Source organism: Skermanella aerolata KACC 11604, assembly GCF_000936425.1.
Lineage (GTDB): Bacteria > Pseudomonadota > Alphaproteobacteria > Azospirillales > Azospirillaceae > Skermanella > Skermanella aerolata.
Window position 1 is genome coordinate 1 of the sequence record NZ_AVFK01000087.1, and the last position, 11,322, is coordinate 11,322.

Sequence of the window (11,322 nt, forward strand, 5' to 3'; positions counted from 1 at the left end):
ACCCCAGTCTCTCAAGAAATGGGGCCTCCGGTAAACCCGGCGCGGTTCATACTGACTCTGTCGGCGTGATGCTCAAGCAGCGAAGCATGCCGCGCAGAGCAGGCGTTCATCGGGCGGCCTGAACCAGCACTTGGGGTTGAGCACGCTACCGACGCGGCCGAAATCCGACCCGCCGCATCGCCAACGGATACTCAGTCCACATCAACGGTCCGTGCGGCTTGAATGTCCGGCTCAAGCCGACTGGGCCAGGAACCGCCGAGGCATGGTAAATGCTGCACACTTGACCTATCAGCCGATTTCCGAAGCTTCGGGGGGATTCCTTGCAGGGGAAAGGCGAAAAGCGGTGCGCAGTGCTTGCATTCGGAAAATGTTCAAAGGAAATTGTCAGTTATTTCAATATCATGAGGGCCAAGTGTGCCGAATTTGATACTGAGAAATTTAAATCCCGGGTAAGCAAACGAACATGTTGACCTCATACCCGGTTTGGGATATGCCTAAACCATAGGGTTAATCCAAAAAGACAGATATCTAAGTCGAAAGAAAGAATCTTTCATCAACTGTTACAGCCGCCATGCACCCTCACCGTGCCCTATGGCGCTCGATGCGAGCGGCCCTAGGCAAAAAACTGTGCAGGGTACGGATGTACGAGATCAACGAGGTAAAAGGATTAAATGTTCGTCAGTGAATACTTTTCTGAAGTCAAGGCCATTTCCGAACAAATCGATACCTTATTGATTGATCGCATGGCAAAGGCTCTTGCAGAACTGCGCGAACGTGAAGGGCGCCTGTTTCTGATTGGCGTCGGTGGAAGCGCAGGCAATTGCTCCCATGCAGTCAACGACTTCCGCAAGCTGTGCGGCATCGAGACTTACAGCCCGGTCGACAACGTGTCCGAACTTACGGCGCGTACAAATGACGAAGGATGGGACACGGTTTTCGCAAGTTGGCTTGCAGTCAGCAAAGCCAACTCCAAGGACGCTGTCATGGTGTTCTCGGTCGGTGGCGGAGATGCCGAGCGCAACATCAGCGCCAACATCGTCAAGGCACTTGACCTTGCCAAGCAGCGCGGCATGAAGATTTTTGGAGTCGTCGGACGGGATACCGGCTACACCAAGAAGGTCGGTGACGAGGTCGTTGTGGTGCCGATGGTCAATCCGTCACGCGTGACGCCACTGTCGGAAGCCTTCCAAGCCGTGGTCTGGCACTGCCTCGTCTCTCATCCGGTGCTCCAGATCGTCGGCACCAAGTGGGAAACCGCCTTATCGCCCCAGGTGCCTGCAAAATGAATCGGGCTGTCTTTCTGGACCGCGACGGTGTTTTGAACCGTACTGTCGTTCGGGATGGAAAGCCTTATCCTCCAGAAGGATTGGCGGATTTCGAAATACTGCCCGGAGTCATGGAAGCTTGCCGCGCTCTCCACAACGCCGGGTTTCTCCTGATCGTTGCAACCAACCAGCCAGATGTGGTGCGTGGCATCCAGAGCCGCGAAGTGGTTGAAGCGATGCACGATGTCCTACACGACCTTCTGCCTCTCCGCGAGGTGAAAGTCTGCTATGATACTGACCATCCGGAAAGCTCCTGCTACAAGCCGAGTCCCGGTATGCTACTGGAAGCAGCCCGCGATTGGTCCATCGATCTATCGCATAGCTACATGGTCGGCGATCGTTGGCGGGATGTCGGTTGCGGTAAAAGGGCTGGCTGCTACACCGTGTTCATCGACTATGGCTATGAGGAGACGCTTCGGGACCAGCCCGACGCCGTCTGTGCCGATCTGCTTGAAGCCGCCAGTATCATCTTGGCTCATGCCAAATTAAACCCTCTCCAATAAAGAGATTTAGCATGCCTGTCGCATCCGATCTGACCATCAAAATCTTCGCCGACGGCGCTGACCTAGCCGGCATCAAAATCATGGCGGAGAAGCCGTGGGTCAAAGGTTTCACCACCAACCCCACGCTAATGCGCAAAGCCGGTATCGTCGACTACAAGCCTTTCGCGCTTGAGGTCCTGGCTGTCGAGCAGGAGCGCCCGATCTCCTTCGAAGTCTTTGCCGATGACTTTGCTGAGATGGAGCAACAGGCGCTTGAGATTGCGTCTTGGGGCAAGAACGTCTACGTAAAGATCCCGGTGACCAATACCAGGCAGGAATTTGCCGGTCCGCTGATCCGCCGCCTCACCAATGCAGGCGTCATGCTCAACGTGACCGCAGTGTTCACGCTTGAGCAAGTTCGTGGGATAACCGAGAATCTGTCGGCTGACGTGCCGGCCATCGTTTCGATTTTCGCGGGTCGCATTGCGGACACGGGCTTGGATCCGGTTCCTCTGATGGCAGAGTCGCTGCAGATCATCGCGTCCAAGCCCAAGACCGAATTGCTGTGGGCAAGCCCGCGCGAGTTGCTGAACCTGGTTCAGGCGGACGCGTGCGGCTGCCACATCATCACCATGACAAACGACATGCTCAGCAAGCTTCCGCTGCTCGGCAAGGATCTCGGTCAGTACTCTCTCGAAACCGTGGAGATGTTCTACCGGGACGCTTCTGCCGCTGGCTACCGGATCGAGCGCGCTGCCGCCGCCGCTGCCTGATTTCAAACACGTCCCTTTATTAGAAATCCCCAATCGAATAGCGGATTATATGACCATTCGCAATGTCTTGATCTCGGGAGGGGCTGGCTATGTCGGCACCCTGCTCGTTCCCCAGCTACTTGACGCTGGCTATAACGTGACCGTGTACGATACGATGTACTACGGCTGCTTCCTTGAGCCCCAGGATCGACTCCGGGTCATCGAAGGCGATATCCGCGATACTGAGCGGTTCAAGGATGCCTGCTGGGGCGTAGATGCAGTCATCCAGCTAGCCTGCATCTCCAACGATCCCAGCTTCGAGTTGAACGAGGATCTGAGCAAGTCGATCAATTACGACTGCTTCGAGCCGATGGTCGTCGCCGCGAAGGAGCAGGGTGTCGGTCGTTTCATCTACGCGTCCTCCAGTTCCGTCTATGGAGTTTCCGACCAGCCGGACGTAACTGAGGATCACCCGCTGATTCCGCTGACGCTCTACAACAAGTTCAAGGGCCTATGCGAGCCTCTGCTGTTCAAGCACGCGTCCGATACGTTTACGTGCGTGACGATCCGCCCAGCCACTTTGTGCGGCTACAGCCCTCGCATGCGCCTTGACTTGTCCGTGAACATCTTGACGAACCACGCCGTCAACGCGGGCAAGATCACGGTGTTCGGTGGCTCGCAGTTGCGCCCGAACCTGCACATCCAGGATATGTGCGATCTCTATAAGCTGCTGCTCGAGATCGGGTCGGAAAAGATCCAGGGCGAGACATTCAACGCGGGTTATCAGAACCACTCGATCATGGAGATCGCGGAGATGGTTCGCGCGGTCGTCCGTCAAGAGTTTCCGGAAAATGGCGATATCGAAATCGTCACAACTCCGACGAACGACATCCGGTCCTACCACATCAATTCCAACAAGATCGCCGACAAGATCGGCTTTCGCCCCAAGCGTGGAATCGAAGATGCCGCGCGCGACCTCTGTCAGGCTTTCAAGGACGGCAGGTTGCCTAAGGAAGGCGACGAGCGGTTCTTCAACGTCAAGGCCCTGAAGACCAAGCAGATCGCGTGATGTCAGCAAAGCCGATCGCGATCGTCACCGGCGGGGCAGGCTTCATTGGCAGCCACGCAGTTGACAACCTAGTGGCGCGCGGATATCGCGTCCACGTCATCGACAATCTAGCCGGTGGCCGTCTGGAAAACCTGAAGCAGCACGCGAGCAATCCAGATGTCGTCGTCGAGACGCGGGACATCCGGAGCGTTGCTCCGGGCGACGCACTGTTCTCCGGTGCCCGCTTGGTCATCCATTACGCAGGCATCGGCGATATCGTTCCCTCCATCGAGCAGCCGGCGGAATACATGTCGGTCAACGTCCAAGGGACCGTCTGCATCCTGGAAGCCGCGCGGCACGCCAACGTTTCCAAGCTGGTATATGCTGCATCGTCGTCATGCTACGGCCTTGCCGCGGTACCGACGGCGGAAGACCACCCGATCCAGCCCAAGTATCCCTACGCGCTCAGCAAGTGGATGGGTGAGATGGCGTGCTTCCACTGGCGCAGTGTCTATCGTTTGCCGGTGAACTCGGTGCGGATCTTCAATGCCTACGGCACAAGGTCGAGAACTTCGGGTGCCTATGGTGCGGTGTTTGGCGTATTCCTTAAGCAGAAGCTGGCAGGCAATCCGTTCACGGTGGTTGGCGATGGAACGCAAACCCGCGACTTCCTCTATGTGACCGACGTGGCGGAAGCGTTCGTCCGGGCTGCGGAAAGCGATATTACCGGCGAGACCTGGAATTTGGGCGCAGGTAATCCCCAATCGGTCAATCGACTGGTCGAACTGCTCGGGGGCGATGTGGTCCGTCTGCCGAAACGGCCGGGTGAACCCGACTGCACCTGGGCTGAGATCGCCAAGATCCGGCGCGATTTAGGCTGGCAGCCTCAGGTTTCGTTCGAGGAAGGCGTTGGTCGCGTTCTTGCCGAAATTGACTACTGGCGCGATGCGCCCCTGTGGGATCCGGATTCGATCGCCCAGGCGACGCAGACATGGTTCAAGATGTTATCGAGCGAGATTGCGTGATGGAAGAACAAGCACTTCTCCAGTACAAGCGGAAGATCAAGACCGCCGCAGAGTTGCGTGAAGTTATCGGCCCGCATCCGCGCGAGAAGAAGATCATCATGTGCCATGGAGTGTTCGATATCGTCCACCCTGGTCATCTGCGCCATCTCCTGTACGCCAAGTCCAAGGCCGATATCCTTGTCGTCAGTCTGACAGCTGACGAACACATCACCAAGGGCAATACACGTCCCTATGTTCCAGAAGACCTGCGTGCGATCAACCTTGCCGCGTTCGAAGTGGTCGACTACGTGATCATCGATCGGGAGGTTAAGCCATTAGCAAACCTGCAGATCCTGCAGCCAAACTATTTTGCTAAGGGTTATGAGTACGTCAAGGGCGCCATCAATCCCAAGACGCAGGAAGAAATCGACGTCTTGGACAGCTATGGCGGTGAGATGATCTTCACCCCCGGCGACATCGTATATTCATCCTCGTCCCTTATCGAACTGGCTCCGCCCAAGATCGCCATCGAGAAACTGCTGATGCTGATGCAGGGCGAGGGCATCACCTTCAAGAATTTGCGCGACACGGTCGCCAAGATGCCGGGCATTCGTGTTCATGTCCTGGGCGACACCATCGTCGACAGCTATACCCAGTGCAGCATGATCGGCGGTCAGACCAAGACACCGACGATGAGTGTCCGCTTCGAACGGCGCCAGGATTTCGTCGGCGGCGCCGCAGTCGTTGCCAAGCATTTGCGGGCGGCCGGTGCCGACGTGACGTTCTCCACCGTAATGGGCCAGGACGCTTTCAAGGACTACGTGATTGACGATCTCAAGGAGCAGGGTATCCAGACCCTTGCGCTTGTCGATCCTACCCGACCTACGACCAACAAAAACGCTATCGTCGTTGATAACTACCGACTCCTCAAGGTCGACACACTGGACAACCGTTCGATTTCCGAGAAGACGGTTCGGCAACTCATCAGCCAGATTAGCGAGACTCCGACCGACGCTATCGTCTACGCCGATTTTCGTCACGGCATTTTCAACAAGCACACGATCGTTGACCTGGTTTCCGCGATCCCCGAAGGTGTCCTGCGGGTTGCCGACAGTCAGGTCGCCAGCCGCTGGGGCAATATACTGGAATTCCAGGGCTTCGACCTGATCACGCCGAACGAGCGTGAAGCCCGCTTCTCACTGGGCGATCAAGACTCCATCGTGCGCCCGCTGGGCAGCGAGTTGTACCGCCGTGCCAATTGCAAGACGCTGATGCTCAAACTCGGCGATCGCGGTATGATCACTTTCCGCGACAGCGGTCCGGAGACGCGCAGCTTCTTTATGATCGAGAGCTTCGCGGATCATGCAGTGGACCCGGTTGGAGCCGGCGATGCCCTGCTGGCCTATTCGACTCTGGCTCTGGTGGCCACCAAGAACGAGGTGATCGCGAGCATCCTTGGTTCCTTCGCCGCCGGGATCGAATGCGAGCATGACGGCAACTTCCCCGTCACCCCGCAGGATCTGCTGAGAAAGATCGACAAGGTCGAGCAGCAGGTTTCCTATGCATGAGAGTGCAGCCGGCATGCGGGTAATCGTCGTCGGAATGGGAATCCAAGGGGTCAAGCGGCAGCGGGTGGCTGGTTCCGATGCCGTCGCTTCCGTCGACCCTTTCAAGCCGGAAGCGACTTATCGGACAGTGCAGGAAGTGCCGCTTGATGACTACGACGCGGCCCTGGTCTGTACTCCCGATGAGGCCAAGCTCGAAATACTGGAGTACCTGCTCGGAAACGGTAAGCACATCCTGGTCGAGAAGCCCCTAATAGCTCCGGATGCCGGTCCGCTCGAACGTCTTGGCGAAATTGCGCGACGCCACGACGTGACGTGCTACACCGCTTACAACCACCGATTCGAACCGCACTTCATGCGCATGAAGGCGCTGCTCGATAGTGGTGAACTGGGGCGGGTCTATCGGTGCCGGATGTTTTACGGTAACGGTACTGCCCGTGACGTGCGGAATTCGGCATGGCGAGACAAGGGAGCCGGGGTTCTTCCAGACCTCGGCTCACATCTGCTTGATACTGTCCTTTTCTGGTTCGGGCAACCAAGTGAGCCGCTGGCAATAACCTCGTGTCACCGATTTGAAAACCGGGCTTTCGACCATGTCGTGATCGGCGGGGAGGGCAGCCCGGCCGCCGGGTTGCCCGTTCTTGAATTGGAAATGACACTGCTGTCGTGGCGCAACCACTTTACCTGCGACATCTTGGCTGAGCATGGTTCAGCCCATATCGAGTCTCTGTGCAAGTGGGGACCGAGCATTTTCACTCATCGCAAGCGCCAGCTGCCGAGCGGCCGACCTGAAGAGGGGGCTGTAACGCTGGTCCAGCCGGATCCTACCTGGGAAGCGGAATACGCCCACTTCAAGCGGATTTGCACTAGCGGGAAAGGGAATATCGACAACGATATCTGGATCAACGCCCAACTTCAAAAGCTTGCCAATGACTCGTTGAACAGGAATCCGGAATGAGTAACCCGGTCATCGGCTATGCCGGTATGACACATCTCGGCATCAATTCTGCCGCAGCTGCAGCAGCCCGAGGCTTTGACGTTATCTGCTTCGACACCGATCCAGCACGGATTTTCTCGCTGGCGCGGCATGTACTTCCCGTAGTCGAACCTGAACTGCCGGAACTCTTCGCCGAATTCGGCGAGCGCCTCCGCTTCACGTCCGATCCCGCGGCCCTTGCGGAGTGCGATGTAATCTACGTAGCACCCGACGTGCCGACCGACGACCGGGGTAACAGCAATCTGGCGCCGGTTCGCGCCCTTGTGGAAATAGTCGACGGAGCCATGCGGTCCGGCGCAGCCCTGGTCGTCTTGAGTCAGGTTCCACCCGGTTTCACGCGCAGTCTGGCTCGTGCCAAGACGCATCTCTTCTATCAGGTCGAGACGCTGATTTTCGGCCGCGCGGTCGAGCGTGCCCGCTTTCCGGAACGGTTCATGGTCGGTACAGTCGATCCCAAGGCGTCGCTGCCGCCGGCTTTGGCCACCTTCCTAGCCGCCTTCGACTGTCCGATCCTGCCGATGCGTTATGAAAGCGCTGAGCTTGCCAAGATCTCGATCAATATGTGCCTGGTCGCAATGGTCAGCACGGCGAACACGCTTGCTGAACTGTGCGAGAAGGTCGGAGCCGACTGGTCGGAGATCGTGCCATCCTTGAAGCTCGACAAGCGCATCGGACCATATTCGTATCTGGCACCTGGCCTTGGTATTGCCGGTGGCAATCTGGAGCGGGATCTGACCACTGTGATCGCACTCGCCGATCAACATGGTACCGATCCTAGGATGGTGCAGTCTTGGGTCGCCAATAGCATGTACCGGCGTGACTGGGTGCTCAGTCAACTTCATGAGCGCATCCTGGCCAATGTGCATGATCCACTGATCAGCGTGCTTGGGCTTGCTTACAAGCAGGATACTCATTCCACAAAGAACTCGCCCTCGCTCGCGCTGCTGTCGGGTTTGGGGCCGTTCCGGGTGAAGGCCTACGACCCGGTGGTGGCTGTTGACCCTACCTTCCACCCCTGCATCCAAGCTGCCTCCTCGGCGCTCTCCGTCTGCGACGGCGCAGACGTTCTGGTAATCATGACGCCTTGGAGCGAATTCAAGGCGCTTTCGCCATCGGAAATAGCGGAACGCCTGCGTGGGCGGACCGTGATCGATCCCTATGCCGTGCTCGACGCCGACGCCTGCCGGAACGCCGGTCTGGTTTATGTCACCTTGGGCGTGGCGTCCTAGACGGTCGACCTTAGGCGGAGATTAATGAAATGTTGACCCATCACTGGCCTAAAGCCACTGCCCCAGACCGTGTTGTCGTCCTGGGCGCTCGCGGCTTTGTTGGGCGGACGCTGCTAACTGCCCTGGCCTCGGCGGAAATTCCATCGATCGGCTTGTCGAGTGCAGATCTGGACCTTGCTGCCCCTGGCGCCGGCGAAAAGCTGGCCGGGATCCTGCGTCCAACCGATACACTCGTCATGCTGTCGGCTCTGACGCCCGACAAGGGCCGAGGTGCCGGGACGTTCATGGCTAACCTCCGGATGAGCGAGGCCGTGTCCGACGCCTTGCAAAAAGTCGCGCCGGCTCATGTCGTGTACATGAGTTCAAACGCGGTGTATCCTGTAGTATGCGGACCCATCAGCGAAGCTACTCCGGCCGAACCCCTCGATCTGTATGGGGCGATGCACTTGTCCCGCGAACTCATGTTGAAGGCGGCGACGCAAGCTCCACTTGCGGTCCTTCGGCCGATCATGATCTATGGTGCGGGCGATACCCACAATTCATATGGCCCTAACCGGCTGCGCCGCGCCGCTCACAAAGATGGCAAGATCACGCTGTTCGGTGGCGGCGAGGAAATGCGTGATCATATCTCCGTAGACGATGTAGTCGGACTCCTGTTAATGACGCTGCTTCACCGCAGTGCGGGCACCTTGAATTTGGCGACCGGTCGTTCCATCAGCTACTTGGATTTGGCCTATAAGATCGCAGACCAATTTAGCGATCCAATCGATGTAGTGCTGACTCCACGGCAGTCACCAATCAACCATCAACACTATGATATCATCAACTTACGTCGGGCATTTCCTGCCTTCGTCTTCGAGACCATCGATGACGGATTAGCCAAAGCTCATCGGGAAATGCTCGCCGAAGCGCTGCCCACCTGAGAAATTCGGCCGGGACGCAGTCGAGGGGCTATCGGCTCCCGGCCACAGACCGGATCATGTAATTCCTCTCACCTCCCATGGTCGGAAAGGTTCTTCATGGCTGAAGTAAATCTGTTGCGCCGCTATCCGAATGGGAAGCGTAGCGTCCAGTCACGTGCCGAGAGAAAGACCGAAGAACTTATCCGGATTGCTCGGCAATATGGCCAAGAGTATTTCGACGGACCACGTGAGTTTGGCTATGGTGGCTACCGGTATGATGGCCGCTGGATCCCCATTGCGGAAGATATCATTGCCCATTTCAACCTAAAATCCGGCATGCGGGTTTTGGACCTGGGTTGCGCCAAAGGCTTCCTGGTGAAGGATCTGATGAAGGTTCAGCCAGGTCTAGAAGCCTTTGGTCTCGATATCTCAGAGTATGCCCTTCTGCATTGTGAGCCTGAAGTCACCGGGAGACTTCATATCGGTAACGTTAAGAAACTGCCGTTTCCAGATGCTAGTTTCGACGCAGTAGTCTGTGTAAATACGCTACACAACCTGCCTAGGGAGGAAGCAGTCGCCGCCCTTCGCGAAATTGAGCGCGTGTCCCGCCATGGCAACAGCTATGTGCAAGTCGACAGCTATCGGAATGACGAAGAAAGGAAGATTTTCGAAGATTGGGTTTTAACCGCTTATACACATGGGTATCCGGACTACTGGAAGCAGATTTTTGACGAGGCGGGATATACGGGGGATTACTTTTGGACTTACGTCCTCTGACGTTGGCTACTTGACCGCGTTTCCCTACTATTCCCTGGTTTGATAGTTCCACCGCGGCCGGCTCAAATTAGCCGTGACCCATGCGAGTCAAACAAGCTAGTGGCCCGCCGAACATTAGGCTTGATCAATGAACCGGCCCGGCCCCAACAACGATTACTACAAGCTGAGCAGACCGATGATGGCATCCGATGCCTCGTCAGATGCAGCAGCGAGTACCCTCCCATCTTGGCGATTGCAAGAGTAGGGAGAACGATCAAGGAAGCTGGCGACCCCACCTGCTTCCTGCACGATCAGGACCCCGGCAGCGTGGTCCCATGGCAGCGACCGCGAAGAAATCATGAAGTGGCGAAACCCGAGTGCAATGTCTACATACTCGACGGCGCCGCACATCTGGTTGCGCACCTCCCTGAATATTCCGGCCTCGACGAGCGGCGGGTCTGGCTCGGTACACCGCCATCCATGTCCATAGGCTGCGCCGGTCATGGTGGCCAGCGAGGGCGCTGGCTGAATCGTTAAGCGCCTGCCTTTGCTCCAGGCGCCGCCACCACATACCGCGGAAACGGTTATATTCCTTACTGGCTCGTGGATCCAACCGGCAATCGTTACGCCATCAACGATCAATGCGACGATCATGCCGAAGGCAGAACGGCCGGCGGCGAAGTTGATTGTGCCGTCTATCGGGTCCAACACCCAGACCGGTCGCGTTCCGTGAAGCAGGGCGATGGCGCTCTCATCGCGGGAAACCAATTCCTCTCCCATCACGACGGTATCGGGAAATGCGTCGGCCAACAGACTTCCCAGCATCTCTTCGCCTTCGGTGTCTGCGATGGTTACTGGGTCACCGGGTGCTTTTTCTCTCACGTCGTCAGCCTTCAGCGTTCGAAAGCGTGGTAGAATGACGGCTTCCGCAGTCGACCGAATTATGCGTTCGACACGTTCGCTGTCTATGTCCATCGTCATCATGCCCAATCAAACAATCGTTCAATGAAATGCCGCTGGCATTGGATCGAGGAAGGGCTAGTTGCGCAACATGCCGTACCAGCCGAACCGGCAGGGACTGTTCGCACGGAGGTAACCGCAACCTTCCCAGCCAATGCCAACCTGATAGTCGGCTCGTCGTTTCACTCGGTACCTGTACCGGAGAGTTGACAGGCCTGTTTATTGTCGCTCAGTATCGCGTAGGCTGTTATCGGCTGCGGGTCGTTTCCTGAAATGTACCCCAACCAGCCGACATTTGTATC

11 protein-coding genes are annotated in these 11,322 nt (G+C 57.2%); 10 read left to right on the top strand and 1 reads right to left on the bottom strand.

Features of this window, described 5'->3' with window-relative positions:
- Nucleotides 1-671 precede the first annotated feature (671 nt).
- The 10 genes from N826_RS37065 to N826_RS37110 all read left to right on the top strand — a co-directional run bounded on the left by N826_RS37065 (nt 672) and on the right by N826_RS37110 (nt 10,081).
- Complete coding sequence (locus N826_RS37065; protein WP_044437506.1) at nt 672-1,286, top strand: SIS domain-containing protein; 615 nt, start codon at nt 672-674, stop codon at nt 1,284-1,286.
- Complete coding sequence (locus tag N826_RS37070; RefSeq protein ID WP_044437507.1) at nt 1,283-1,828, top strand: D-glycero-alpha-D-manno-heptose-1,7-bisphosphate 7-phosphatase; 546 nt, start codon at nt 1,283-1,285, stop codon at nt 1,826-1,828. The genes N826_RS37065 and N826_RS37070 overlap by 4 nt, the downstream gene beginning before the upstream one ends.
- A gap of 11 nt (nt 1,829-1,839) precedes the next feature.
- Nucleotides 1,840-2,580, top strand: coding sequence for a transaldolase (locus tag N826_RS37075; RefSeq protein WP_044437509.1), 741 nt, complete (start codon nt 1,840-1,842; stop codon nt 2,578-2,580).
- Nucleotides 2,581-2,629: 49 nt separating this feature from the next.
- On the top strand, nt 2,630-3,628 hold the full coding sequence (locus N826_RS37080) for an NAD-dependent epimerase/dehydratase family protein (RefSeq protein ID WP_044437510.1): 999 nt from the start codon (nt 2,630-2,632) through the stop codon (nt 3,626-3,628).
- On the top strand, nt 3,628-4,632 hold the full coding sequence (locus tag N826_RS37085; protein ID WP_044437511.1) for a GDP-mannose 4,6-dehydratase: 1,005 nt from the start codon (nt 3,628-3,630) through the stop codon (nt 4,630-4,632). The genes N826_RS37080 and N826_RS37085 overlap by 1 nt, the downstream gene beginning before the upstream one ends.
- Nucleotides 4,599-6,179 (top strand): PfkB family carbohydrate kinase, encoded by a 1,581-nt coding sequence (locus N826_RS37090; RefSeq protein WP_211099496.1) that lies wholly within the window; start codon nt 4,599-4,601, stop codon nt 6,177-6,179. The genes N826_RS37085 and N826_RS37090 overlap by 34 nt, the downstream gene beginning before the upstream one ends.
- Before the next feature lie 13 nt (nt 6,180-6,192).
- Complete coding sequence (locus tag N826_RS37095) at nt 6,193-7,134, top strand: Gfo/Idh/MocA family protein (protein ID WP_044437513.1); 942 nt, start codon at nt 6,193-6,195, stop codon at nt 7,132-7,134.
- Nucleotides 7,131-8,402 carry a nucleotide sugar dehydrogenase gene (locus N826_RS37100; RefSeq protein ID WP_044437514.1) on the top strand — a complete coding sequence of 424 codons (1,272 nt, stop codon included), beginning with the start codon at nt 7,131-7,133 and terminating at the stop codon, nt 8,400-8,402. Before N826_RS37095 ends, N826_RS37100 begins: the two co-directional genes overlap by 4 nt.
- A gap of 29 nt (nt 8,403-8,431) precedes the next feature.
- Entirely contained in the window at nt 8,432-9,325 is an 894-nt protein-coding gene (locus tag N826_RS37105; protein ID WP_044437515.1) for an NAD-dependent epimerase/dehydratase family protein, read from the top strand.
- Nucleotides 9,326-9,421: 96 nt separating this feature from the next.
- Complete coding sequence (locus tag N826_RS37110; RefSeq protein WP_044437516.1) at nt 9,422-10,081, top strand: class I SAM-dependent methyltransferase; 660 nt, start codon at nt 9,422-9,424, stop codon at nt 10,079-10,081.
- A 156-nt stretch (nt 10,082-10,237) separates the two neighbouring features.
- On the opposite strand, the gene N826_RS37115 is transcribed toward N826_RS37110, so the two are convergent.
- On the bottom strand, nt 10,238-11,044 hold the full coding sequence (locus N826_RS37115; protein WP_052832748.1) for an inositol monophosphatase family protein: 807 nt from the start codon (nt 11,042-11,044) through the stop codon (nt 10,238-10,240).
- Nucleotides 11,045-11,322: the final 278 nt, after the last annotated feature.

Excerpts from the sequence above, each read along its gene's own strand:
- N826_RS37065 (WP_044437506.1), top strand. The coding sequence starts at position 672 with ATGTTCGTCAGTGAATACTTTTCTGAAGTCAAGGCCATTTCCGAACAA.
- N826_RS37070 (WP_044437507.1), top strand. The coding sequence starts at position 1,283 with ATGAATCGGGCTGTCTTTCTGGACCGCGACGGTGTTTTGAACCGTACT.
- N826_RS37075 (WP_044437509.1), top strand. The coding sequence starts at position 1,840 with ATGCCTGTCGCATCCGATCTGACCATCAAAATCTTCGCCGACGGCGCT.
- N826_RS37080 (WP_044437510.1), top strand. The coding sequence starts at position 2,630 with ATGACCATTCGCAATGTCTTGATCTCGGGAGGGGCTGGCTATGTCGGC.
- N826_RS37085 (WP_044437511.1), top strand. The coding sequence starts at position 3,628 with ATGTCAGCAAAGCCGATCGCGATCGTCACCGGCGGGGCAGGCTTCATT.
- N826_RS37090 (WP_211099496.1), top strand. The coding sequence starts at position 4,599 with ATGGTTCAAGATGTTATCGAGCGAGATTGCGTGATGGAAGAACAAGCA.
- N826_RS37095 (WP_044437513.1), top strand. The coding sequence starts at position 6,193 with ATGCGGGTAATCGTCGTCGGAATGGGAATCCAAGGGGTCAAGCGGCAG.
- N826_RS37100 (WP_044437514.1), top strand. The coding sequence starts at position 7,131 with ATGAGTAACCCGGTCATCGGCTATGCCGGTATGACACATCTCGGCATC.
- N826_RS37105 (WP_044437515.1), top strand. The coding sequence starts at position 8,432 with ATGTTGACCCATCACTGGCCTAAAGCCACTGCCCCAGACCGTGTTGTC.
- N826_RS37110 (WP_044437516.1), top strand. The coding sequence starts at position 9,422 with ATGGCTGAAGTAAATCTGTTGCGCCGCTATCCGAATGGGAAGCGTAGC.
- N826_RS37115 (WP_052832748.1), bottom strand. The coding sequence starts at position 11,044 with ATGATGACGATGGACATAGACAGCGAACGTGTCGAACGCATAATTCGG.